This is a genomic window from Gracilibacillus salitolerans, assembly GCF_009650095.1.
Taxonomy (GTDB): domain Bacteria; phylum Bacillota; class Bacilli; order Bacillales; family Amphibacillaceae; genus Gracilibacillus; species Gracilibacillus salitolerans.
In genome coordinates, this window is record NZ_CP045915.1 from 3,119,040 (window position 1) to 3,143,456 (window position 24,417).

Here is a 24,417-nt window from a genome sequence, read left to right on the forward strand (position 1 = left end):
CTATTATTTATTACAAGAAATATCCAGTAATCTCCTTTAAAAGCTCTTATTTTTCTTAGGAATTTTTTCACCATTATTTGAATATGTTTTATCACTCAAATGAAAGAGATCGCCAATTTTACGATTATCTTGTTTAACTCTTGCTAGCGGTTAGCTTAATGTTTTACTCCATTTTTCTAATAGACTCACCTTAGGTCTTTTTCATAAATAACTTCACCATCGCTATTCAACCCTCGTAAAGCAATACTGAGATAGTTATTTTCCACTTCGTTCCAATGGAATAAAAACATGCGATGATCTTTTAACTGATAAGCTAACGTCACAATATCTTCTGCAGGGACTTCTTCATCCCAACCATACCCTTCTGCAACATCTAGTTCCACCTTATTTATTTCTGGGTCAGTAACAATACCATAATATCGCATCAACATGTAATCCTCTTTAATGGAGGTACCACCCCAAGAATGTGTAATATCTTGGTCGTCTTTAATTTCCATTCCACCAACACCACTACCTGGTCCCCAAAAAATACCAGCATGTTTGTTAACTAAAGTAGCTGAAAACCAGTTCTTATATTTTGATAGGAAAATTTGGACATCATCTAAATCTACCTTCTCTAATACCTCTGATGGACCATAATAATAAGTTCGTTCAGATTTTTCAAATGCTGCTTCTGGCGAAAGTTCGTAATAACTAAAATAAGGGGAGTCTTTAATAACAATAAAAATTAATAGAAATGCAATAGTCCATTCTATTATCGCTTTTATTTTTTCTCTATTCATTACCTTCCCCCTGATCTAATGAAAACTCCGTTTGAAACATCCGATCAAACCATTCGAAATCTACTACTATTGTTTCTAAACCTGCATTCAGAGGTTCATAATTATTAATCGTGTACTGCCCCCATGTACGACCTGAAGAAGAGCCACTTGTTCTTCGATAAGTATTTCCTTGTTTATCCTTTAATGCAAGTGCAGATCCAGGAAATGACCATCCATTTTCATCGGAGTGTACCTCAAAAATTAATGAGGTGTCATCAGGTCCTAATACAAGATGTTTAAACAAAATCTCATCATTTTCAAAGTTTACCTTTTTATCTAAATCAATCAGTACCGCATCCCCGTTATTCACGTTACCTTTAATATCCTCTGGTAACTCATTAGTTAGCCCTGAAAAAAACGAAATAATATTCGGTATAAGTGCAATCACACAAGCTATTATTATAAAGCGCCGGATCCATATTCCCATTACATCAACTCCAACTTCTGAAAATGTTCTAATTACTTTCCACCTAATGTAAAAATGAATACTTTGGGATAAGCCATTCATCTTAGTCAGAATTCACACTTCAACCAAAATGATTCTTTCTTCAAATCTACTGCCAGTTAGTGGAACAAGGATGCAACTCCTTATTCAAGGAAAGCCCCGTTAATTCAACAAATTTTTTTCATATACATGAAAATAGTAGTTATACGGATTATTATCATCCTTGATCCCTTTTTGGACAGATACTTCATTCCATTCCTCATAATTTACTTCTGGGAAAAAAGTACCTCCTTCGAATTCATGATGTATTTTTGTGATATACATCTTCTCAACATAGGGGAAAAACAAATTATAAATATGTTCTCCTCCGAAAATAAAAATCTCTTCTTCGTTTTTACATAACTCAAAAACAACTTCTAATGAATGGGCGATTTCACATCCATCAAAGATAAACCCCTTGTCTCTCGTCATAATAATATTCCTTCTGTTGGGTAAAACCTCCCAATTGATTCCAGGTTCTTCCTACCTAATATAATTGGATATCCCTTTGTTGTATATTTAACATAATCCCAGTCTTTAGGAATTCTCCAAGGAATGTCATTCTCTTTACCAATCACTCTATTCTTATCCACCGCAACAATTAAAGAAACTTTCATTTATCACACAGCCTTTTTTAGCTATTTTACCATGTAATTTATTATTTCTATTGAAATTCCTTGTTCCACTCTTGCACCCGTTCGTAATATAAGGTTAGCCAGATATTTAAAGAGTATCCTTTATTTTCTGGTTGACCTTTTTTTATATGGTCTTATTATAACGGTAGTCGGGGTAGAACGTCGCACCCGTGGGACTCGATCCCGTTAGCTAAACTGTTCACCCCCTACTTGTATAAACATGTTTCAGGCTGGTTGGGACAATAGATCCCGTTTAACAAGCGAACCTATGACATTACAAGAAGCCTTTAGGGGATACCGACTAATTTATTATTCTAGGAGGAGATATTCTATGAATCCAGTCGTTGGTCTGGATGTTTCAAAAGGGGAAAGTCAGCTCCAAGCTTTTTTAGATAAAGGTAAACCATATCGTAAAAGCTTTAGTATTAAGCATGATCTTAATGGACTAGGTAACTTACTAGAATTTCTTGAAGAAGTTGAAGACGCAGCTAATGGCAATCCACCTTCGGTAGTTCTAGAGTCAACTGGTCACTATCATACTCCCGTTATTCAATTTTTGGAGGAACAACAGTATGTTTATATTATAGTAAATCCTCTCATTTCACATCGTGCCAAAAGTTCAAGTCTGCGTAAGGTTAAAACAGATGCTGTGGATGCCTATCACCTTTGTGAGCTGTTTTATAAAGAAGAATTAGAACCTTATAAAAAGCGAGGCATTCAGCTATTAAACCTTCGCAATCTTACTAGACAACAGGAAAGCATTGCAGAAATATCCGCAAAAACTAAGTTGCAGCTGCACTCTTTGATGGATCAGGTATTTCCAGAATATAGAGGTGTATTTGGTAGTTTATATTCTAAGGTTTCGTTGCTTACTTTACTTGAATTCCCAACATCTGAGGCAGTTTTGAAGATGAGTGAAAGAGAATTAGCAGACAGGATTGGTGCGTTATGTAAGAGTCGTTCCGACCTCTGGGCAATAGAAAAAGCACAGAAACTAAGAGATGCAGCTCTTCGTAATCCATTTAAGAAAAACTTATACGAGAGTCATATCTTTAATCTTGAGGTGTTGGTGACGATTGTTCTTCAATACCAAGAGCATCTATCGAAAATTGCGACTGAAATAGATGCCCTCGCTAATGAAATTGAAGAATATCATATACTCCAGTCTATCCCTGGTATCGGAGAAAAAATCGCCGGCACGATTATTTCTGAAGTTGGAGAGATAGATAGGTTCAATGATGCCAAAAAGCTCGTTGCATTTGCTGGAGTAGATCCAAGTGTTTATTCCTCTGGTAAGTTTACGGCATCCGTTAATCGAATTACTAAACGAGGATCCAATAGACTTCGCCATGCCTTATATATGGCGGTCCAAAGTGGTATTCGAGATTCTCGTAAAAAGAAGACAACAGATGATATCATGGCACGCAATAAAAGATTAAGAGAGTTTTACGATAAAAAACGTGAAGAAGGAAAACCCTTTAGAGTAGCAGTTATTGCATGTGTTAACAAGCTCTTACATTGGATTTACGCTTTACTAAAAAGCAGAACTACTTTCCAAGATATAGCTTAGAAACTATATCTAACTAAATACAACAAATCCTTCCAATTACAACTAATAGGAAGGTTATTTAGCATGTTCTTTTTTAGTATATCATGGGTATTTTAATTTTTTTATTGAAAAATATTGACAAACTATTAGCTGGTTTAGCTTAAGTGAAACTCTTCACAAACACCTATCAATCATAAGAGTTAGATAACTTTATATCTTTAATTTATTCAATATGTCTTTGCTCATGTAAGTATAGTAATTCAACCCATTGTTCTAAATATAATTCACCAAATGCGAGATGTTTCGTTGCTTTTTTAGATAGGACAGACTTATCATCGATTGCATGAAGAATATTTACCAAATTTCCACTTGATTTCGTTAATAAATTTAACATATTTTCAACATCAAAAGGCTCTTCAGTTGGTTTAGCAATCCCTGGTGATTCAAATTTTTGGTTCTATCAGAAACTAAATGTATAGGTTTATGGGCGACACTCTATTGCCCACTATTACTTGAATAACATGACATCACTAGTATTCTTTTCGAATTAACCTTAAATGCCAAGGTAGCCAAAATCCAAATATAGCAATATATACCGGGATAGACCACCAAGTTTGCCACCACTTTAACTTCATGAATCCAACTTGAACAAGTAGCCACTCAGACAATAAAGAAATAAGTGTAAAAAGAATAACATACATCCATTTCTTTTCCTGTTTAAAATAATTTAGAAATATTACAGCGAAACAAGGCGCAGCGACTCCATAACTCATTAAATCGCCAATACCTTCTTTTTTAGCGTCACCTAAATCGAAAGCATCTAGTATACTCCCCATTATAACTATATCTACTGTTACCGATAGAAAAGCTCCCACACCAAATGTAAAGTAAATTTCTCTCCAACTCAATCGTTTTGGCATGAAAAGCATATAAGCCAAAGCAATTACTCCTAAAATAATTGGAAGCCATATACCTTTAGCTGACAAATCCATGTTTTGGATAAACTTTTCCATTTATTTATCTTCCCCTTTAATTATAATATTTGACGCTTTTTAAATTGTGTATAATGATGAAGTTTTATACAAGTATTTGGATTTGCTATTTCCTTATTCCACATTACTGCTTCATTACTTCAATAAGACAGTAGACAGAGCACTTGCTTTCTTGAAGAAACGCACCCGTTCGTAATATAAGGTTAGCCAGATATTTAAAGAGTATCCTTTATTTTCTGGTTGACCTTTTTTTATATGGTCTTATTATAACGGTAGTCGGGGTAGAACGTCGCACCCGTGGGACTCGATCCCGTTAGCTAAACTGTTCACCCCCTACTTGTATAAACATGTTTCAGGCTGGTTGGGACAATAGATCCCGTTTAACAAGCGAACCTATGACATTACAAGAAGCCTTTAGGGGATACCGACTAATTTATTATTCTAGGAGGAGATATTCTATGAATCCAGTCGTTGGTCTGGATGTTTCAAAAGGGGAAAGTCAGCTCCAAGCTTTTTTAGATAAAGGTAAACCATATCGTAAAAGCTTTAGTATTAAGCATGATCTTAATGGACTAGGTAACTTACTAGAATTTCTTGAAGAAGTTGAAGACGCAGCTAATGGCAATCCACCTTCGGTAGTTCTAGAGTCAACTGGTCACTATCATACTCCCGTTATTCAATTTTTGGAGGAACAACAGTATGTTTATATTATAGTAAATCCTCTCATTTCACATCGTGCCAAAAGTTCAAGTCTGCGTAAGGTTAAAACAGATGCTGTGGATGCCTATCACCTTTGTGAGCTGTTTTATAAAGAAGAATTAGAACCTTATAAAAAGCGAGGCATTCAGCTATTAAACCTTCGCAATCTTACTAGACAACAGGAAAGCATTGCAGAAATATCCGCAAAAACTAAGTTGCAGCTGCACTCTTTGATGGATCAGGTATTTCCAGAATATAGAGGTGTATTTGGTAGTTTATATTCTAAGGTTTCGTTGCTTACTTTACTTGAATTCCCAACATCTGAGGCAGTTTTGAAGATGAGTGAAAGAGAATTAGCAGACAGGATTGGTGCGTTATGTAAGAGTCGTTCCGACCTCTGGGCAATAGAAAAAGCACAGAAACTAAGAGATGCAGCTCTTCGTAATCCATTTAAGAAAAACTTATACGAGAGTCATATCTTTAATCTTGAGGTGTTGGTGACGATTGTTCTTCAATACCAAGAGCATCTATCGAAAATTGCGACTGAAATAGATGCCCTCGCTAATGAAATTGAAGAATATCATATACTCCAGTCTATCCCTGGTATCGGAGAAAAAATCGCCGGCACGATTATTTCTGAAGTTGGAGAGATAGATAGGTTCAATGATGCCAAAAAGCTCGTTGCATTTGCTGGAGTAGATCCAAGTGTTTATTCCTCTGGTAAGTTTACGGCATCCGTTAATCGAATTACTAAACGAGGATCCAATAGACTTCGCCATGCCTTATATATGGCGGTCCAAAGTGGTATTCGAGATTCTCGTAAAAAGAAGACAACAGATGATATCATGGCACGCAATAAAAGATTAAGAGAGTTTTACGATAAAAAACGTGAAGAAGGAAAACCCTTTAGAGTAGCAGTTATTGCATGTGTTAACAAGCTCTTACATTGGATTTACGCTTTACTAAAAAGCAGAACTACTTTCCAAGATATAGCTTAGAAACTATATCTAACTAAATACAACAAATCCTTCCAATTACAACTAATAGGAAGGTTATTTAGCATGTTCTTTTTTAGTATATCATGGGTATTTTAATTTTTTTATTGAAAAATATTGACAAACTATTAGCTGGTTTACTTTAAGTACACTACTTCACAATGTTCCTTTATAACCCCAGATTAGTCAAAATAATGTATGAAATTCGATAAGTTAATTGCTTACCTTATTCGTAATGGGTTCAAAAACAAGTCCATCTGTTGTTTGCACCTTTAAAGGTTCTCTTATTTCATCTAAGCCTATCATTATGTAAGGAGTTTTACCCTTATCCCCACCTTCAACAATTTTAACAGTGATTTCAGTCGGCCCCCATTTACTTACACTTTCAACTACAATTTCTTTTCCTAAATATTTTTCGCCTAATCTGAGCGTTACTTGTTTTTTACCTTCCGAAATAGTGGAAGTCCTATAATAACTTTCATCCCTTCCAGCATCTTCTTTGTATGTTGTTTCTCCTTTATCAATAATCCAGTAACCTTGATCAGAATAGATAACCAACCCAATCGTCGCAAAAAATAGAATTGGCAGGATGGTAAGAAAGATTTTATCAAATTTCTTAAATTCCTGTGGTTCCCTCCTACGCACTAATAATGGCAAAAGAAGTGTACCAACAATACTAACCATTAAAAATCCTGCTGCTAAGAAACCGTATGCCATACCTTCAAAACCTCGAATCACAATAAAGCCATATGCTGTAACGAGAATAGAAAAAAGAAATGTCACCATTGGTGCTAAATAATACTTACCATTTCTTTTAGATACTATAAAAGTAAACATAAAAATAATCGAACCTAAAACAATACCACCTAACATGATTAAAAATACCATATAAACATCTCCAATCTATAATAATTGAAAATATCGTTTAAATATAGAATGACAATAGCGAGTACCTTTATAATTAAATTAAATAGTAATCCGAATTGACTAACCCAATCAGTTCCAATATTGAAAGGTCATACAAAAAACAAGGGAATTGGACCTCCAAACTACCTGTTTTATTTTAATCCTTTATTTTCAAGTAACCTGCCAGTTAGTTTAAGTAAATTTTTTCACAAAGTCATTTGTATTTTAATAAAAATATCCAATACTGGATGTAGAAATTATTCTTCAATCTGGACCGATTATGAAACAAAAAAACACTGCATGTCAATACAGTATTTTTGATCAAAGTTGTTACAACTTATTGTCAAAAATAATGTTTGACTCCCCTACTATGATTAAAACAGCTTTCCTTGCCATTATTCCAAAAAATAAATAATCTAGACTCCTTCATAATGAAAGTGAAAATTCTATAGAAAAATTACTTCACAGATTATCCAATTTGCGTAGGATTTACTGATAGGACAAAAATACAAAAGCACCGGAGTTTATCCGGTGCTTTATCATTAGTCCATATTTTTGATTAATTCATCTGCAAACTCAGAAGATTTTACTTCTGTAGCACCATCCATTAGACGTGCGAAGTCATATGTTACAACTTTTGAACCGATAGTTTTGTCCATTGACTTAAGGATTAATTCACCAGCTTCTCTCCATCCAAGATGTTCAAGCATTAATACACCTGAAAGAATTACAGAAGATGGGTTTACTTTATCAAGACCAGCATACTTAGGTGCAGTACCGTGTGTTGCTTCAAAAATAGCGTGACCTGATTCATAGTTGATGTTTGCACCTGGTGCAATACCAATACCACCAACCTGTGCAGCAAGTGCATCTGATACATAGTCACCATTTAAGTTCATTGTCGCAACTACATCAAATTCTTTTGGACGAGTAAGAATTTGTTGTAAGAAAATATCCGCAATTGCATCTTTTACGATGATACGACCAGCTGCTTCCGCATCAGCTTGAGCTTTATCCGCTGCTTCACGGCCTTTTTCTTCAACGATTTTATCATATTCAGCCCATGTAAATACTTTGTCACCATATTCTTTTTCTGCTAATTCATAGCCCCAGTTTTTGAAGGCACCTTCTGTAAATTTCATAATGTTACCCTTATGTACTAAAGTAACACTTTTACGTCCTTCATTAATTGCGTAATCAATTGCAGCACGAACAAGACGAGTAGTACCTTCTTTAGACACTGGTTTTACACCTAGTCCAGAAGTTTCAGGGAAACGAATGTTCTCAACGCCCATTTCTTTTTGTAGGAAGTCGATTACTTTTTTCACTTCCTCTGAGCCTTCTTGCCATTCGATACCAGCATAGATGTCCTCTGTGTTTTCACGGAAGATTACCATATCTGTATCTTCAGGACGCTTAACTGGAGATGGCACACCTTCAAACCAGCGAACTGGACGTAAACAAGTAAATAGATCTAACTTTTGACGAAGTGCTACGTTTAAGGAACGGATACCTCCACCGATTGGTGTTGTAAGAGGTCCTTTAATCGCAATTTTATATTCACGAATTGCATCAAGCGTTTCTTCTGGTAGCCATTCACCAGTTTGGTCATATGCTTTTTGACCAGCAAGAACTTCTTTCCATTCAATACCTTTTTCACCATTATAAGCTTTTTCAACAGCTGCCTCTAGTACACGACTAGATGCTGCCCAAATATCTGGACCAGTTCCGTCCCCTTCAATAAAAGGAATGACTGGTTTATCAGGTGTTTGCACAACACCATTTTCTACAGTAATTTTTTGACCCATAATTCAAATTCCTCCTAGATTCATTAATATTTATATCATTTTCAAAAAGAAAATGGTTAACGTTGATTAATATCCACATATACTTGTTTTTGTGGACCTACATATTCTGCACGTGGTCTGATTAAACGGTTGTTCTCATATTGTTCTAAAATATGTGCAATCCAACCTGAGAAACGACTCATCGCAAAAATTGGAGTGTAAAGATCATGTTTAATCCCTAAACTATGGTACACCGAAGCGGAGTAGAAATCAACATTGGCTGGTAAGCCTTTTTCCGCTTTAATATATTCTTCTATCTTCACGGACATATCATACCATTTTTCCGTTCCTTGACGTGCTGTTAATTCTTTGGACATTTTCTTCAAATGTTTCGCACGCGGGTCACCATTTTTGTAAACACGGTGGCCCATCCCCATGATCTTTTCTTTATTAGCCATTCTTTCTTTCACATATGGAATCGCATTATCGACTTCACCGATTTCAAGCAGCATTTCCATTACACGCTCATTAGCACCACCATGAAGCGGTCCTTTAAGCGCACTGATTGCAGCAGTAATACCTGAATAAATATCAGACAACGTCGCAACACATACACGTGAAGTGAATGTTGATGCATTTAATTCATGGTCTGCATGAAGTACTAATGCCTTGTTAATCGCTTCTGTTTCTAAGTCACTTGGCTCTTTTCCATTTAGCATATAAAGGAAGTTTGCTGCATAGCTTAAGCCTTGTTTCGGTTGTATGATATCCTTTCCATCGCGAATACGAGAAAAAGCAGTTACAACAGAAGCTACCTTTGCTTGCAGGCGGACAGCTTTACGATTATTGGCCTCATCAGTCATCTCATCAGCTTCCGGATCATATAATCCAAGTAGTGAAACAGCTGTTCTTAGAGCAGCCATTGGATGAACATTATGTATATCATAAGACTTAAAATGTTCTACTACTCCATCTGGTAGTGTCATATTTTCGAATAAGTCTTTTTCCAGCTCAGCTAACTCTTCCTTGTTTGGAAGCCTTTTATTCCATAATAAAAAGACAACTTCTTCAAAGCTAGCATTCTCTGCCAAGTCATCAATCGTATAACCGACATATGTAAGCTGGTCATCAATAATGGAACTTACCTTTGACTCTGCTGCTACTATCCCTTCAAGTCCTTTCGTTGTTGACATAACATCCCTCTCCTTTTCTTATCCAAATTGCTTTTACTTCTATCGTCAAAGCGATAAAAATAATGGTGCTTTTGAACATCCCCATGCCTATTATAAACAAACAAAAAAAGATAGTAAATGAAAACGATTAAAATTTATCATATAATCTTGTTTTCTGTCATAGCTTGTATTACCTTTCCTTACTTAATAAATGGAAGTGCATCAAGCATTCTGATAATAACATATGCAATTCCTGCACCAATTAGTGGACCTACAGCAACACCTTGGAACACTACAACAGCGATGATAGTTCCTATTACCAGTGCAGTAGTAATTTCAGGGTCATTCGCCAACAATGAAAGCCCATGTTTTGCAACGACTGCTACGAACATACCAGCAATTAGTGCCACCCAGGCGTGGTAGGATTTTACACTTTGTACTAAGTCTTTGAAACCTATATCGCCGGTTGCAATCGGAATAAGAACTGCAACCGTTATGATGATAACACCCCAGCCAATCCCTTTGTCTTGTATGTATGGAAAAAGCTTATCATCGATTTTTAATAATTTCATTCCAAAAAGTATGTATACTGCTACCATAATTGCCTGGTTTTTAGCAATGTATCCCAATAAAAATAATATGAGTAAGAAAATCGTTGAACTACTTAACATAACATGTCCTCCACTGCTTCTAACCAATGTTTATCTTATCACAAAGTGCCTGATTTTAAAAAAATAACCTCTGATTTTAAAGGAGATTTCAATATGCTAACCAAGCAAATGTCATTAAGAATTTTTTACCTTATCGCCATTCTTTCCATGCTATTATTAACTATATATCTAATCATTCAATTTCTATTTCCATTCTTTTTAGCTTGTATATTTGCCATTCTTTTATATCCAGTTATTCAATTGATGCATAATCATTTAAAAATCCCTTATGTTCTCAGTTGTCTATTGGGTATATTAATCGCTATCATTAGTACTATATTGTCACTTTTTTATATTGGTTTGGAATTATTACAAGGTATTGTTTATTTAACGAAATGGATTCCGGATAATCTCCGCTTTTTGCTGGAACAGTCTATTAACCATTTTAATCAATGGATCCAACCGCTCATTCAAAAAGCGAATCAATATATCCATAGTCTGCCTGAAGAACAGCATTCTATTATTGAAGAACAATTAGCCGAAATCAGTATAAGTATTGCCGATCAAATCGCCTATTTATTAGAAATAATATTGAACTGGGTTGGAAACCAAGTATCCAGTCTACCCGGATCTGTTACTATTTTAATATTTTCATTCTTGTGTACTTTTTTCATCTGTAAAGATTGGGACAAGTTCTATCAATATGTTTCTAAAAAAATCCCGTTATCATACATCCAAATTGCAACAACTGTCTCCAAACAAATAAAATCAAAGGTTATAAGGTATTTAAAAGCACAGTTATTACTGATATCCATTACTTTCACCATTATCCTTCTCGGATTAAACCTATTTCAAATAAAACACGCTTTTACGATAGCTCTTTTTATGGCATTAGTAGATCTGTTACCTATTTTAGGAACTGGAATCATTTTTGTACCATGGAGTTTATATTTATTTATGACAGGAGAAACGACCTTGGCAATTTGCTTGTTTTCGCTTTATTTATTCGTTATTCTGCAAAGGCAAATTTTGGAACCTAAAATTGTTTCCAATGCTTTAGGTATTCATCCAATCTTAACAATTCTCGCCATCTATTTAGGCTTTCAATTATTTGGTGTGAAAGGAATATGGCTAGGTCCCGCTATCTTATTTGTTGGAAAAGCATGTAGTGAAGCCAATCTGTTCTACATACTTTGGCAATACATTAAGCATAACCGTTTTAGCGTCGATAAATCGTAAATCTTCCACTATCCATCCATTTACGTGCAATGTTTTGAAACATATTTTTAAATGGCCTTCTGGTAAAAGGGATTAACAGACAAAAACCGATGGCATCTGTTATAAACCCTGGGGTTAAAAGTACGACTCCACCTATTAAAATACAAATTCCGTCAAAAATGGAGTCTTGTGGCGGATATCCCATGCTCATTGATTCTTGTGCCTTTCTTAACGTTTCTAAACCTTGCTGCTTAGCTAACCAAGCACCAAGTACTCCAGTTAATATAATCAATAGAATAAGCCACCATGGCCCGATATAGCCACCAGCCCAAACAAATATACCAATTTCTAATGCCGGAACTACCAAAATAAATAAAAGTAACCATCGAAACATATATATCACCCTTTTTTAGATAAAGTGAGACTTCCATCAATGGGGCTTTTTGACCCCAACTAGGCTTGCGAAACTTATCAGGAAGTTGAAGTTAGCGTCCGTTATCCCCCACGCTTCATTGAAATACTCGCTTGATATGCGGGCTTACGGACGGTTTGCGCCGTGATAAAGAAAATTTGGCTAATCGCCAAGCACTAGCGAATGCCTTAGTTTTCTCATACTATCTACTTTCTTTTCTATAGTTAAAAAGAGAGAAGAAGGCAAGCTTCTTCTCTAATTCTCCATTTTTATAAAACACTAGCATGACCAGCGTAAATATCACCTTTTTGCGCATCAATAGTGATATCTTGTCCATCACTAATTAATTCAAGTGCTCTCTCAACACCTACAATAACAGGAATACCTAAACTCAGTCCTACAACTGCCGCATGGGAAGTCAAACCGCCTTCTTCCGTGATGATTCCCCCTGCTTTCTCGATAGATGGCATCATATCTTTATCTGTGCCATAAGTAATGATAATGTCATCTTGCTGTACTTTTAGCTTTGCCTCTTCTGCATCTTTACAAATAATCGCACGTCCGTAAGTACTGCCTTTACCTACACCTTGTCCTTTAGCTAACACATCACCAATTACATGGACTTTCAGCAGGTTAGTCGTTCCACTTTCGCCAACAGGAACACCAGCAGTGATAATTACACGGTCACCGCGCTTGAAGTGGTTTGTTTTCAATCCTTGTTCAATCGCTTCTTCTAATACGTCGTCTGTAGTATGTGCAAGTGTACCAACAATTGTTTCGACACCCCAGACCAGCGCTAATCTTCTACTTACTTGCTCATCAAATGTAACGGCAATAATTGGTGATTCCGGACGATATTTTGATATCATACGAGCAGTAAAACCACTAACAGTTGGAGTTAAAATAGCATCAACATTTAGGTTCATTGCTGAATGGTTAACAGATTGACTAATCGCATCTGTGATCGTCACATCAGATGCTTTCGAGCGAAGGTCAAGCATTGCTTTATGATCAATAGCTGTTTCTGCTTTTTTCGCAATATTACTCATTGTATCCACTGCTTCAATTGGATAATCACCAGCAGCTGTCTCACCTGAAAGCATAATCGCGTCTGTTCCATCTAAAATCGCATTCGCAACGTCTGAAGCTTCTGCTCTTGTTGGTCTTGGGTTACGTTGCATGGAATCAAGCATTTGCGTTGCTGTAATGACTGGCTTACCAGCATTGTTACATTTATAAATCATTTCTTTTTGAACAAGTGGTACATCCTCTGGCGGAATTTCAACACCTAAATCACCACGTGCAACCATTAAACCATCACTTACCTGGAGAATGGCATCTAAATTATCGACACCTTCTTGGTTCTCTATTTTAGGAATGATTTGAATTTGTGTTGCATTATGTTCTTCCAATAATCCTCTAATTTCCAACACATCAGATGCACGACGAACAAAGGAAGCGGCAATAAAATCAACGCCTTGCTCAATACCAAATTTAATGTCAGCTGCATCTTTATCCGTGATACCTGGAAGATTTACACTTACGTTCGGAACATTAACACCTTTTTTATTTTTTAATAAACCAGAATTTAGCGCAACAGTTTTTAATTCATTGTTATCTTTAAGAATTTCTGTTACTTCTAGTGCTATTAAGCCATCATCTAATAATAATTTAGAACCGACTTCAACATCATGAATTAATTGAGGATAGGTTACTGAAATACGCTCAGCATTTCCTTCAATTTCATCCATTGTGACATATACGGTATTCCCTTTAACAATATCGGCTTTCCCGTCTTTTAAAGTTCCTGTACGAATTTCAGGACCTTTTGTATCTAATAAAATAGCAACTGTTTTCCCTAATTTTTTTGCAACATTACGTATGTTATTAATTCTTGCTCCATGCTCATCAAAATCTCCATGAGAAAAGTTTAAACGGGCAACATTCATCCCTGCCTTGATTAGTTGTTCTAATTTTTCTTCTGCTTCTGATGCTGGTCCAATCGTACAAACGATTTTAGTTCTTCTCATTTTGCTTCCTCCTTCGATCATCTCTATCCTATGCGACTAATATATTACGATATTTGCTAAATTAAATAGAAAGTTGATTTGCTAATTTATACATATTCATGTTTACAGCATGTTTTTCAGTTAAAACTTCTGTTATATCATGGTCAACAACTATATTATTTTCAATCCCAACCATGCGCCCACCGATTCCGTCCATTAATAGGTCTACTGCTTTTGCACCTAATCGACTTGCTAATACACGGTCATATCCTGAAGGTGAACCGCCACGTTGAATATGACCTAGGACCGTTACACGTGTGTCCATTTGTGTCTCTTCTTCAATACGTTTTCCATATTCAACACCACTGCCAACGCCTTCTGCAAGAATGATAATACTATGTTTTTTACCACGTTCTTGACCACGTTTCAACTTACCTACAACACTCTCGAAGCTTTCTTCTTGTTCCGGGATGATAACACTTTCGGCACCATTTGCAAGACCTGCCCATAACGCTAAGTCACCAGCATCTCTTCCCATTACTTCAATTACATATGTACGTTCGTGTGAGGTAGCTGTATCACGAATTTTATCTACTGCATTGACGATTGTATTTAAAGCTGTATCAAAGCCAATTGTATAATCAGTGCCTGGAATATCATTATCAATAGTACCTGGAACACCAATGCATGGGAAACCTTTTTGCGTTAGTTTTTCTGCACCACGAAATGACCCATCTCCACCGATGACAATGAGTCCCTCTATTCCAATTTTCCTCATTTTCTCAATTGCTTTTTGTTGACCAGCATCTGTCTTAAACTCTTCTGAACGAGCAGAGTACAGAATAGTTCCTCCTCGTTGGATAATGTCGCCGACAGAACCTAGTTCCATTTTCTTAATATTACCTTCCATAAGACCTTCATATCCGTTATAAACGCCATAAACTTCTAATTCATGATAGATTGCTTTACGTACAACCGCACGAACTGCTGCATTCATCCCCGGTGCATCTCCACCACTAGTTAATACACCAATTTTTTTCAAATAAATCACCTCGTTAACAAAATAAATTGTCCTACATCATTTTTCCCCATCTTTTCTCTCTTTTAAACTATATAGGTATTCCACCTAAGATTATACATGAAATAAAAACGAAACTCACCCCTAAACAATATAATTTTAGCGTATTTCTCTCAACATTGAAAGTTTTTTTGTTTTTTTTACCTATCAATGATTGTTTATTAAATACAAAAAAATCCCGATTTTGCTTTGTTTAATTCGATAAAGATAACTGCTGCGAACTAGTGAAAAGTCTGTTTAGTATAGCTTTCTTCCATTCTTTTAAAGTTAAGTGCTAATTCGTCGCTGCGGAAAAATACTCCCTTTCCAGGGGCACGGCCTCAGCTAACTTGATGAAGAAATCGCTTCACCAAGTGGATCTTCGGCTCGCGCTATTCCCTCAGGAGTGTCGCATTTTTCCGCAGCTTAGTATAGCTTTCTAATAATGCAACAGGAAAGCACATGAATATAGTTCCATGAATTCTCTCCTTTTCATAATCAGTACACTAAAATAACCGTAGGCAGAATGCGGAGACTCCTGTGGGACAGCGAAAGCTGAAGATCCACTTTGCAAAGTTAGCTGAAGCGGAGCGTTCTGCCAGAGCGAATGGTAGCACTCATCAAAATTCGGAATGGAAGAAAGTAAATCTAACTTCGCAGTTTATGTATTTTCTGCTCCAATTTACACGTGTTATTAGAAAAAACCCCTCCTGAGCTGGAGAGGTTTATATTTATACTTCTACTTTATTTATTGATGATTGAACTTCACCGATTTGTTTGTATTTTTCCCAGCGTTTGTCTAATAGCGATGTTTCATTTTCTACTTCTAATTCTTGTAATGATTCATCTAATACTTTACTGATATTTAATGCTTGAGTTACCATATCGCGATGTGCACCACCGAGTGGTTCTGGTATGACCTCATCAATAACATTTAATTCTTTTAAATCCGGGGCTGTTATTTTCAACGATTTCGCAGCTCTTTCTGCTTGTCCTGAATCTTTCCAAAGCAATGCGGCTGCACCTTCTGGCGAGATAACAGAATAAGTAGAGTTCTCTAACATGTGAATTCTGTCTCCTACCCCTATACCTAACGCACCGCCACTTCCACCTTCACCGATTACCATACAAATTATTGGTACTCTTATTCCAGCCATCTCCATCAAATTTCTTGCAATGGCTTCACTTTGTCCTCGCTCTTCTGCCGCTTTTCCTGGATAAGCACCTTTCGTATCAATAAATGATATGATTGGTCGGTTAAACTTTTCAGCTTGTTTCATATGACGTAGCGCTTTACGGTACCCTTCAGGGTGTGGGCTACCAAAGTTACGCTTGATGTTATCTTTCGTATTTTTCCCGCGTTGTTGTCCAATAATCGTTACAGGTTTTCCTTTATATTTTGCGATACCTGCAACAATCGCTTCGTCATCCCCAAATAAACGATCCCCATGAAATTCAATAAAATTAGTAAATAATTGCTCAATATAGTCTAATGACGTTGGACGTTCTGCATGACGAGCGATTTGTACACGATCCCACGGTTGTAACTTTCCGTAAATATCATTTTCTAAGTTAGCTAGCCGATCTTCCATTTTGCTAATTTCATCCGATAAATCAATATCACTATTTTCTGTCATAGCTTTTAATTCTTCAATTTTTTCACGTAACTCAATAACAGGCTTCTCAAACTCCAGTACTTGTTTCAATGGTGTCACCTCCAAATCCATGGATGTCCAATATCGTTCCTAACGTATCTCGCATCTCCCCGCGAGGGATTACTTTATCAACTTGTCCGTGTTTCAACTGAAATTCAGCAGTTTGAAAATCTTTCGGTAGTTTTTCCCGAATGGTTTGTTCGATAATTCGTCTTCCAGCAAAACCGATTAATGCTCCTGGCTCTGCGAAATTGTAATCGCCGATCGAAGCAAAGCTAGCAGATACTCCACCCGTAGTAGGGTTTGTCATCACAGAAATAAATAAGCCATTTTCCCTATGCAAACGTTCAATGGCAATCGATGTTTTGGCCATCTGCATAAGGCTTAATATCCCTTCCTGCATACGAGCTCCACCTGATGCTGTAAAAATAATGATCGGCATTTTTTCTTCACGTGCTCGTTCAATTGCTCTAGCGATTTTCTCACCTACAACAGATCCCATACTTCCCATTCTAAAGCGGGAATCCATGATAGCAACCGCGGTTCTGATCTCGTGTATTTTGCCTTCACCTGTAACAACAGCTTCATTTAAGCCTGTTTTTTCTCTATCTTTTTCTAGTTTTTCTTCATATTGAGGAAACTGAAGCGGATTATGTGATAATAAACCCTCATCCCATTCCACAAAGCTGTCTTCATCAAATAAACTTTTTATACGGTCAAATGAAGAAATTTGATGATGGTGTCCACACTCCGGACAAACATTTAAATTTTTATATAGTTCTTTCTGATAAAATATTTTTTTGCAACCGCCACATTTTTGCATCAAACCTTCCGGTACGTCTTTTTTGCCATTCTCACCAGGGATGGATGCGTATTTCTTCTTTTTTCCAAACAAATCTTTCAACAAGGAAGATTCCTCCTTCTTCATTACACTACAATGTATTCGAAACTAAAATTTCTTATTCAATTGTTTTCTTTGTATTTTTTTACCATATCATAATAATATTGATCAGGGTAATCAGCTTGCTCAACATACTCTGAAAAATCTTGCATCAAACGCCACATTTTAAACAAAAGATGATTACCATTTGCTTTAAAAAAGACAAGAAAAAAGCGATGGCGTTTTTCCTCTTTTGATAAAGATGGGTCATCTAAAATCTCTATCAATCGTTGTAATTGTTGGTCTGAAATCGAATCAACGGATAAAACGTGCTTTTCCAACACTTTTATCGCTTGCTGCAATTCTTCTTGTGTCTGAGAATCTTGTAAGACGAATGAAGCTAACAATTCTACGGCATGGTAGGTTTGATAATCTCGTAAATAAGTACCTTCCCCTTGCCTTGTTTCGATAATCCCTAATAATTCAATGGCTCTTAAAGCTTCTCTAACAGAGGATCTAGCCGCATCTAATTGCACGGATAACTGTCTTTCTGAAGGCAACTTATCTCCAGGTAAGTACCCAGCTTCTTTGATAAGACGTTGAATTTCGCTTAGCACTTGCTGATACACTTTAATGCGCTCTGACATCACTTTCCCCCTGTTACCATCTTTACTGGTCAGACCAATTAACTATTACATTATATCAGATCAATAAATGATGTAAAGAGGCACCCTTCTATGTAGAATGCCTAATCACTACATTGTCCTCTCCAAAGTATTGTTTTAATTCTTTGATGACATTCCATGCACTATCTAGATTATAGTTGCTCGCTAATTTAAATAATTGTCGCTGCTTTTCTTGATAAAGAAAGACAGTAGAGGAGCCTGGATATTTCGTTGCCAATTCTTCCAATTTCTCTAATAGCTCCTCATTTTCATCAGCTACTTTGATATAAACACTGTCTGTTGTTAATTGCTTCTCTTCCAATTGATATGGTTGGATATCATTAACAAGCAGTTGTTTTTTTTCATTTCGTTCTTCTAATTTTCCTTCTACAAACACAAAACTGTCTTCTTCGAGCCAATGATTAACTTGTCGGAATATTTTTGGAAATAATACCGTGTCGATTTCATCTGATTCATCCGAGATCGTTGCAAAAGCCATTGTTTCTCCTTTTTTAGTTCGAATGATTTTTAGAGATTGAACCACCGCAGCCATTTTTATCTTTTTCTGTTTTAAGTACTGTGCTTGCTGGATCGAAACATATCCATACTTGCGTATTTTATCACGTACCTGGGCTAGTGGATGAGTGGATACAAAGAATCCTACCACTTCTTTCTCCATCATCAGTTGCTTCATAATCGGATATGGGTCTGTCTCGGTATAAGAAACATCTAATGCCAAATCACCCTCAAAGAAATGAATCTGGTCATCAAACTCTCTAAATAACTCTCCTTGCTCCATTGCTTCATCAAGACTTGCTAATAGGGTAGCACGATTGTCATGCAGTTCATCGAATGCACCAGCTAAAATCAGCGATTCAATAATCGACCGGTTGATTTTTTGCAGTGGTACCCGTAGACAAAAATCAAATAAATTTTTAAAACGTTGATTCTTTCGTGCATCTAATATCGTTTGTACAGCTTGAAATCCTATACCTTTTATAATGTTTAAACCAATTCTGATACTGCCTTTTTCAGCTTTGAATTTACCAATACTCTGATTAATGGATGGTGGTAAAATCGCAATGTTTCTGCTTTTAGCTTCTCGCAAATAAATCTGTATTTTTTCGGAGTTTCCCATATGCATGCTTAACATTTCAATAAAGAATGCCACCGGGTAATTAGCTTTTAAGTAGGCTAATTGGTAGGCAATGACACTATAGGCAACAGCATGACTTCTGTTAAATCCATAATTAGAGAAACGAACAATCCAATCGAAAACTTCTTCAGCAGTTCTGCTATTATACCCATTTTCCAGACTTCCATTGATAAATTTTTGTTTATTATCTATTAAAAGTGTTTTATCTTTCTTACTTACTGCCCTTCTGAGAATATCTGCTTCACCATATGTAAAACCAGCCATTTCATGAACAATTTGCATAATTTGTTCTTGATAGACGAGCACACCATATGTTTTTTCCAATATGGAGGCTAAATCAGGATGAAGATGAGGGATCTCCTTCGTCTTATTTTTACGTTCGATATAGGTTGGAATAAACTCCATGGGACCTGGTCGGTACAAAGCATTTACTGCTACAATATCTTCAAAATTTGTGGGACGTAATTCTCGTAAAACTTTTTGCATTCCCTGTGACTCGAGTTGAAAAATACCGTTTGTTTCACCTTTTTGTAATAGTTTATAGGTATTTTCATCATCAAAAGGTATGTTTCTCAAGGAAATAGAATACTTATCATGATATTCAATTTGTTTTAAAATCTTTTCAATTAAGGTCAAGTTACGTAATCCAAGAAAATCGATTTTTAATAAACCGATTTTCTCCAAATCGTTCATAGGATATTGGGTTAATGCGACATTATTTTGAGATGGAATGGTTGCTACATGACGTGTCATCTCTTGATCACTGATAATAACACCAGCCGCGTGTGTCGAAACATGTCGTGGTAGCCCTTCTAGTTGGTTGGCGATTTTAAATAGTCTTTTCAATTGTTCCGATTGTTTGACATACTCTGTCAATTCTGGTGTTTGCTTTAACATTGCCGCAATGGTACTGTTACTATCTTTGGGCAATGATTTTAAAATATAAGCCTGATCATTATCATGAATGTCCAATACTTTAAAAAGCTCCCGTAATAAAGAGCGCGTCGCAAATGTACCAAAAGTGATGATTTGTGCCACATGATCTGTACCATATTTATCTACAACATAACGAATCACCTGATCTCTCTTCTCGTCTGAAAAGTCAATATCGATATCAGGCATGGTAACACGATCCGGGTTTAAAAATCGTTCAAATAACAAATCATATTTAATTGGGTCTACATCTGTAATCCCTAAAAGATATGCTACAAGTGAACCAGCTGCAGATCCACGACCTGGTCCCACCATAATTTGATTTTCTTTCGCATAATGAACAAAGTCCCAAACAATCAGAAAATAATCACTGAATCCCATTGATTGTATTACGTCAATTTCATAATGGAGACGTTCTGCAATTTCTTCGGTCACTTGTGGATATTTATCAGGTAAACTTTTTTTACATAATTCCTCTAAAAACTGGTCGGCATGGATACCACTCGGGACCGGATATTTGGGTAATAACCTTTGTTCTAAGGGGAGCTCAATGTAACATTGTTCTGCTAGTTGATTAGCTTCTGTCAGTAACTCAGGCCATTTCTGGAACGCTATTTCAAGTTCGTCTGGCGTTCTTAAATATGTACCTTCTATTTCCTCAAGCATTTTCTGGTTCCATTTTACACCTTGATCAATCGCACGCAAACAACTATAAGCAGCCACTTCTAATTTGTTTAAGTATTTTACATCTGACATTGCCACTATTTTGATATCCAATTGTTCCAGCATGTCCCGGTAATTGGTCATATTTTCTGATACACCAAGATAAATATTTTCTAAATGATAATCCGTTCTGATTTGTTGTAGATTCGTCTCTATTTGTTCTACCTGCCATTGGTCAGCAGGCAAAATAGTAAAAAGAGATTCATCGTAGTTCTTCAGCATTTCAACGGTTACTTTTTTACCATGCTGCATTGCTGTACTTAACTGCAACAAATGCTGATAACCTATTACATTTTTCGCTAAAGCGATGACTTCAACCAAACGTTCATTAATTTCGACTTGATAAGAAAGTCCGATGATCGGATTTATTCCTGCCTTCTTACATGCTTGATAAAAAGGGATCGCTCCATGCATGACCCCTTCATCCGTCAACGCAAGGTGCTGATAGCCATAGCTTTTCGCCTGATTTACCAATGGTGCTATTTGAACCGTGCTATTCATTAATGAGTAGCCACTTTTGATTTGCAGTGCAGAAGAATGCGACATATTCTCACCTCCTAGATGATGCGATCAAATGTTTTATCCCTTTATTATATCAGACCTTCTACAACTTGTAAGTTAGTAAACATATACTGGACGAGTTCACATATATTTTAATTGAGAACAATTTTAAGTGCCAGGAGGGGTGTGAATGGAAGAACGCTTCGTAGCAACGATGATGCAATGTTATTTTATCGCTTTTGGTGTGATGATTGGTGGATCTATAATTGGCAGTATAGGTGCATTTGTAGCTGGCGATGCTCCATTCACCCATATCAACCGGATTGCAAAAAATTTACGTATTTGGGCTATTGTTGCTGCAATAGGAGGTACTTTTGATGCCATTTATAATTTTGAAAGAGGTATCTATGAAGGATCTACCATTGACTTAGTTAAACAAATCCTACTGATTATTACCGCAATGGGTGGTGCACATACTGCATTATTAGTAATCGAATGGATTATACAAGAGGAGATTCAATAATGCACATTCCTCCGTATCATAAACGTCCTTCATGGCAACGATTTTTGGCCGGTGTCGCTATTGGTACGATTATCGGCTATATTATTTTTATTTATATGTTTGGCGAATTACAAGAAAAGTGGATTGAAGAAAACCTTGCATTGCGTGGAGACCTTCAGGACCTTAATCAAAGCTATGAGAATTTACGAAAGAATCATGAAACACTTGACCAGCAAACGAAAGAAGGTTTGCAGGTATCAGAAATTAATATCGAATTTTTAAATCTGAAAGAATTAAACATAGATACTGATCGGATAATGATTCAACAGTTAGAAGAAGCGGTTCGCACAGAAGCAGCACATGCAGTAGGCAAAAGTATTGATGAAATTGCCGATTCCATTGATTTGCTTATTGCGACCATCGAAAACAAAACAATCAACATCGATGATTTCAGATTTCAAGCGGAAATCGAAAGAATCATTGTCAGTGAGACATTATATTTGTCGATCCAGTTGAAAATAGCCCCGTAATAAATCTCATTTCTCAAGGTCACCATCAGACCTTGAGAAATCATCTATATACAGATTATTTTTCTTTACACACTTCTTCTAGATCTGCTAAAACGTTGTCTACTGTTTCCCATTGATGAATCTTAGCACCTGATGCAAGCGGATGTCCGCCACCTTCATAATTAGCCGCAACTTGATTAATAACAGGACCTTTGGAGCGGAGACGCACACGAATAACATCGTCTTCCTCCACAAATATCACCCATATTTTGATATCCTCAATATCTCCTAATACTCCTACAACGGAACTAGTCTCGGATGCTTCTACATTAAACTGCTTCAAAATATCTTTTGTTAATTTCACATAGCTTACGCCAGCTTCTGATACGGTTATATTTTGGAGAATATAACCTTTCAACCTAGCAATGTTTAAATTTGTTTTATACATTTCCTCATACATCTCTGTGCGATCAAAGTCATAAGCAACTAACTCTGAAGCATATTGGAAAGTCCTTTCGGTAGTGCTTGGGAATAAAAAGCGACCGGTATCACCTACTATTCCACAATACAAAAGAAAAGCAGCTCTATTGGTCATTTTTAATCCATTTTCTTTTTGTTCACTATAAAAGTGATAAATCATTTCGCTTGTGGAACTCGAATCTACATCAACCCATTGAACATCTCCGTATGCATCTACTCCTGGATGGTGATCAATTTTTATTACTTCCTTTGCTAGCTCGAAGCGTTGATCTGAGATTCTTTCCTGGTTAGCCGTATCACACACAATAACAAGCGCCTCTGAATAAAGCTCATCTTTGATATCATCCATCGTTGCTAAGAATGATAAAGAGGCTTCCTCTTCACCAACTACATATACATTTTTATCGGAAAAGCTTGCTTTAATTATCTCTGCTAGTCCACTTTGTGACCCATATGCATCAGGGTCTGGACGAACGTGACGATGAATGATAATCGTATCGTATTGTTTCATTTTCTCAAATATTTGCGACATTACTGACATATGTGTACTCCTTTTTTTATCACGTATTATTTTTCACTAGCAATTCTATACTAGTAACGGTACAATAGAAAGGTATTTTTATCTAGCATATAGCTTGTGATGTTATCGGAGGTTTTATTTATGGTTATTTTCCCAATTATTATTGTGCTATCGTTTATTATGTATATTTATTATAAAGTCATGATAATGAGGGATCGTGATCCACTGACTCAAGAAATTAAAAATGCTAAAGCTCGGATAGCGTTAGGTATTTTTATAAGTGTCTTTGGCGTGAATCAATATTTATTTTATCAAACACAGCTTGCATTATTTATAACGCTCGTATTTCTTTTCTTCGGTATCGCCCAAGGTTATGGCGGTATTAAACGTTTGACGCATTATAGAGGAGAATATCAAAAAAGAGCACAAATGAATCAATAACATTTCACCGAAAGCAAATTGTCAAAGCGCAATTTGCTTTTCTATTAAGAAAAGATAACCTTTAAT

General features: G+C 36.2%; 22 protein-coding genes and 1 pseudogene. 6 read left to right on the plus strand and 17 right to left on the minus strand.

All coding sequences use genetic code 11. From position 1 onward, the window contains the following. Positions 1-185: 185 nt before the first annotated feature. The 3 genes and pseudogenes from GI584_RS15055 to dfr form a co-directional block, all read right to left on the minus strand. On the minus strand, positions 186-782 hold the full coding sequence (locus GI584_RS15055) for a DUF5044 domain-containing protein (RefSeq protein ID WP_153791721.1): 597 nt from the start codon (positions 780-782) through the stop codon (positions 186-188). Further along, complete coding sequence (locus GI584_RS15060; protein WP_153791722.1) at positions 775-1,248, minus strand: DUF5643 domain-containing protein; 474 nt, start codon at positions 1,246-1,248, stop codon at positions 775-777. The genes GI584_RS15055 and GI584_RS15060 overlap by 8 nt, the downstream gene beginning before the upstream one ends. A 180-nt stretch (positions 1,249-1,428) precedes the next feature. Then, positions 1,429-1,922, minus strand: a pseudogene (gene dfr, locus GI584_RS15065) (DfrD/DfrG/DfrK family trimethoprim-resistant dihydrofolate reductase). Between the two features lie 349 nt (positions 1,923-2,271). Here dfr and GI584_RS15070 point away from each other — a divergent pair. Beyond that, on the plus strand, positions 2,272-3,510 hold the full coding sequence (locus tag GI584_RS15070) for an IS110 family RNA-guided transposase (protein WP_153790542.1): 1,239 nt from the start codon (positions 2,272-2,274) through the stop codon (positions 3,508-3,510). A gap of 202 nt (positions 3,511-3,712) precedes the next feature. On the opposite strand, the gene GI584_RS15075 is transcribed toward GI584_RS15070, so the two are convergent. After that, the gene (locus GI584_RS15075; protein WP_153791723.1) at positions 3,713-3,883 is read right to left on the minus strand and encodes a hypothetical protein; all 171 of its coding nucleotides are present in this window, start codon (positions 3,881-3,883) and stop codon (positions 3,713-3,715) included. Between the two features lie 136 nt (positions 3,884-4,019). After that, a complete protein-coding gene (locus GI584_RS15080) occupies positions 4,020-4,502 on the minus strand; it encodes a hypothetical protein (RefSeq protein ID WP_153791724.1) in 483 nt (160 codons plus the stop codon). A gap of 437 nt (positions 4,503-4,939) precedes the next feature. Between GI584_RS15080 and GI584_RS15085 the strand changes: the two genes are divergently transcribed. Further along, on the plus strand, positions 4,940-6,178 hold the full coding sequence (locus GI584_RS15085; RefSeq protein ID WP_153790542.1) for an IS110 family RNA-guided transposase: 1,239 nt from the start codon (positions 4,940-4,942) through the stop codon (positions 6,176-6,178). A gap of 210 nt (positions 6,179-6,388) precedes the next feature. Here GI584_RS15085 and GI584_RS15090 read toward each other — a convergent pair whose 3' ends face one another. The 4 genes from GI584_RS15090 to GI584_RS15105 all read right to left on the minus strand — a co-directional run bounded on the left by GI584_RS15090 (position 6,389) and on the right by GI584_RS15105 (position 10,711). Next, on the minus strand, positions 6,389-7,063 hold the full coding sequence (locus GI584_RS15090; RefSeq protein ID WP_153791725.1) for a YesK family protein: 675 nt from the start codon (positions 7,061-7,063) through the stop codon (positions 6,389-6,391). A 560-nt stretch (positions 7,064-7,623) separates the two neighbouring features. Then, positions 7,624-8,889: an NADP-dependent isocitrate dehydrogenase gene (gene icd, locus GI584_RS15095; protein WP_100359941.1), complete on the minus strand. Its 1,266-nt coding sequence runs from the start codon at positions 8,887-8,889 to the stop codon at positions 7,624-7,626. Between the two features lie 56 nt (positions 8,890-8,945). Then, entirely contained in the window at positions 8,946-10,061 is a 1,116-nt protein-coding gene (gene citZ / locus GI584_RS15100; protein ID WP_153791726.1) for a citrate synthase, read from the minus strand. Between the two features lie 179 nt (positions 10,062-10,240). Continuing rightward, a complete protein-coding gene (locus GI584_RS15105; protein WP_100359939.1) occupies positions 10,241-10,711 on the minus strand; it encodes a DUF441 domain-containing protein in 471 nt (156 codons plus the stop codon). Positions 10,712-10,804: 93 nt separating this feature from the next. On the opposite strand from GI584_RS15105, the gene ytvI reads away from it, so the two are divergent. After that, entirely contained in the window at positions 10,805-11,929 is a 1,125-nt protein-coding gene (ytvI, locus tag GI584_RS15110) for a sporulation integral membrane protein YtvI (protein ID WP_194842006.1), read from the plus strand. On the opposite strand, the gene GI584_RS15115 is transcribed toward ytvI, so the two are convergent. From GI584_RS15115 to dnaE, 7 genes are all read right to left on the minus strand, one after another. After that, positions 11,910-12,302: an FxsA family protein gene (locus GI584_RS15115; protein ID WP_100359937.1), complete on the minus strand. Its 393-nt coding sequence runs from the start codon at positions 12,300-12,302 to the stop codon at positions 11,910-11,912. The genes ytvI and GI584_RS15115 overlap by 20 nt on opposite strands. A 287-nt stretch (positions 12,303-12,589) precedes the next feature. Then, on the minus strand, positions 12,590-14,350 hold the full coding sequence (pyk, locus tag GI584_RS15120) for a pyruvate kinase (RefSeq protein WP_100359936.1): 1,761 nt from the start codon (positions 14,348-14,350) through the stop codon (positions 12,590-12,592). A 61-nt stretch (positions 14,351-14,411) separates the two neighbouring features. Continuing rightward, a complete protein-coding gene (gene pfkA, locus GI584_RS15125) occupies positions 14,412-15,371 on the minus strand; it encodes a 6-phosphofructokinase (protein WP_100359935.1) in 960 nt (319 codons plus the stop codon). Between the two features lie 746 nt (positions 15,372-16,117). Further along, the gene (gene accA, locus GI584_RS15130; protein WP_100359934.1) at positions 16,118-17,092 is read right to left on the minus strand and encodes an acetyl-CoA carboxylase carboxyl transferase subunit alpha; all 975 of its coding nucleotides are present in this window, start codon (positions 17,090-17,092) and stop codon (positions 16,118-16,120) included. Beyond that, positions 17,070-17,948: an acetyl-CoA carboxylase, carboxyltransferase subunit beta gene (gene accD / locus GI584_RS15135; protein WP_194842007.1), complete on the minus strand. Its 879-nt coding sequence runs from the start codon at positions 17,946-17,948 to the stop codon at positions 17,070-17,072. Before accD ends, accA begins: the two co-directional genes overlap by 23 nt. Before the next feature lie 56 nt (positions 17,949-18,004). After that, positions 18,005-18,568, minus strand: a complete 564-nt coding sequence (locus tag GI584_RS15140; protein ID WP_153791728.1) for a FadR/GntR family transcriptional regulator — start codon at positions 18,566-18,568, stop codon at positions 18,005-18,007. A gap of 88 nt (positions 18,569-18,656) precedes the next feature. Beyond that, the gene (gene dnaE, locus GI584_RS15145; protein ID WP_153791729.1) at positions 18,657-21,944 is read right to left on the minus strand and encodes a DNA polymerase III subunit alpha; all 3,288 of its coding nucleotides are present in this window, start codon (positions 21,942-21,944) and stop codon (positions 18,657-18,659) included. Between the two features lie 145 nt (positions 21,945-22,089). Here dnaE and GI584_RS15150 point away from each other — a divergent pair, with 145 nt between their 5' ends. Together GI584_RS15150 and ytrI are read left to right on the plus strand one after the other, a co-directional pair. After that, positions 22,090-22,422: a sporulation membrane protein YtrH gene (locus tag GI584_RS15150; protein ID WP_100359930.1), complete on the plus strand. Its 333-nt coding sequence runs from the start codon at positions 22,090-22,092 to the stop codon at positions 22,420-22,422. After that, positions 22,422-22,931, plus strand: a complete 510-nt coding sequence (ytrI, locus tag GI584_RS15155; RefSeq protein WP_153791730.1) for a sporulation membrane protein YtrI — start codon at positions 22,422-22,424, stop codon at positions 22,929-22,931. The genes GI584_RS15150 and ytrI overlap by 1 nt, the downstream gene beginning before the upstream one ends. 55 nt (positions 22,932-22,986) lie before the next feature. Here ytrI and GI584_RS15160 read toward each other — a convergent pair whose 3' ends face one another. Continuing rightward, a complete protein-coding gene (locus GI584_RS15160; protein ID WP_153791731.1) occupies positions 22,987-23,931 on the minus strand; it encodes a DHH family phosphoesterase in 945 nt (314 codons plus the stop codon). 120 nt (positions 23,932-24,051) lie between these two features. On the opposite strand from GI584_RS15160, the gene GI584_RS15165 reads away from it, so the two are divergent. Then, complete coding sequence (locus GI584_RS15165; protein ID WP_100359927.1) at positions 24,052-24,351, plus strand: YtpI family protein; 300 nt, start codon at positions 24,052-24,054, stop codon at positions 24,349-24,351. The last annotated feature ends 66 nt before the right edge of the window (positions 24,352-24,417 follow it).

What these genes read in the sequence shown, in the direction of transcription:
- GI584_RS15090 (WP_153791725.1), bottom strand. Translation starts at nt 7,063, where the DNA reads ATGGTATTTTTAATCATGTTAGGTGGTATTGTTTTAGGTTCGATTATT.
- citZ (WP_153791726.1), bottom strand. Translation starts at nt 10,061, where the DNA reads ATGTCAACAACGAAAGGACTTGAAGGGATAGTAGCAGCAGAGTCAAAG.
- GI584_RS15055 (WP_153791721.1), bottom strand. Translation starts at nt 782, where the DNA reads ATGAATAGAGAAAAAATAAAAGCGATAATAGAATGGACTATTGCATTT.
- pyk (WP_100359936.1), bottom strand. Translation starts at nt 14,350, where the DNA reads ATGAGAAGAACTAAAATCGTTTGTACGATTGGACCAGCATCAGAAGCA.
- GI584_RS15060 (WP_153791722.1), bottom strand. Translation starts at nt 1,248, where the DNA reads ATGGGAATATGGATCCGGCGCTTTATAATAATAGCTTGTGTGATTGCA.
- GI584_RS15070 (WP_153790542.1), top strand. Translation starts at nt 2,272, where the DNA reads ATGAATCCAGTCGTTGGTCTGGATGTTTCAAAAGGGGAAAGTCAGCTC.
- dnaE (WP_153791729.1), bottom strand. Translation starts at nt 21,944, where the DNA reads ATGTCGCATTCTTCTGCACTGCAAATCAAAAGTGGCTACTCATTAATG.
- GI584_RS15080 (WP_153791724.1), bottom strand. Translation starts at nt 4,502, where the DNA reads ATGGAAAAGTTTATCCAAAACATGGATTTGTCAGCTAAAGGTATATGG.
- ytvI (WP_194842006.1), top strand. Translation starts at nt 10,805, where the DNA reads ATGCTAACCAAGCAAATGTCATTAAGAATTTTTTACCTTATCGCCATT.
- GI584_RS15150 (WP_100359930.1), top strand. Translation starts at nt 22,090, where the DNA reads ATGGAAGAACGCTTCGTAGCAACGATGATGCAATGTTATTTTATCGCT.
- GI584_RS15160 (WP_153791731.1), bottom strand. Translation starts at nt 23,931, where the DNA reads ATGTCAGTAATGTCGCAAATATTTGAGAAAATGAAACAATACGATACG.
- GI584_RS15075 (WP_153791723.1), bottom strand. Translation starts at nt 3,883, where the DNA reads ATGTTAAATTTATTAACGAAATCAAGTGGAAATTTGGTAAATATTCTT.
- ytrI (WP_153791730.1), top strand. Translation starts at nt 22,422, where the DNA reads ATGCACATTCCTCCGTATCATAAACGTCCTTCATGGCAACGATTTTTG.
- GI584_RS15140 (WP_153791728.1), bottom strand. Translation starts at nt 18,568, where the DNA reads ATGTCAGAGCGCATTAAAGTGTATCAGCAAGTGCTAAGCGAAATTCAA.
- GI584_RS15115 (WP_100359937.1), bottom strand. Translation starts at nt 12,302, where the DNA reads ATGTTTCGATGGTTACTTTTATTTATTTTGGTAGTTCCGGCATTAGAA.
- GI584_RS15165 (WP_100359927.1), top strand. Translation starts at nt 24,052, where the DNA reads ATGGTTATTTTCCCAATTATTATTGTGCTATCGTTTATTATGTATATT.
- GI584_RS15105 (WP_100359939.1), bottom strand. Translation starts at nt 10,711, where the DNA reads ATGTTAAGTAGTTCAACGATTTTCTTACTCATATTATTTTTATTGGGA.
- GI584_RS15085 (WP_153790542.1), top strand. Translation starts at nt 4,940, where the DNA reads ATGAATCCAGTCGTTGGTCTGGATGTTTCAAAAGGGGAAAGTCAGCTC.
- icd (WP_100359941.1), bottom strand. Translation starts at nt 8,889, where the DNA reads ATGGGTCAAAAAATTACTGTAGAAAATGGTGTTGTGCAAACACCTGAT.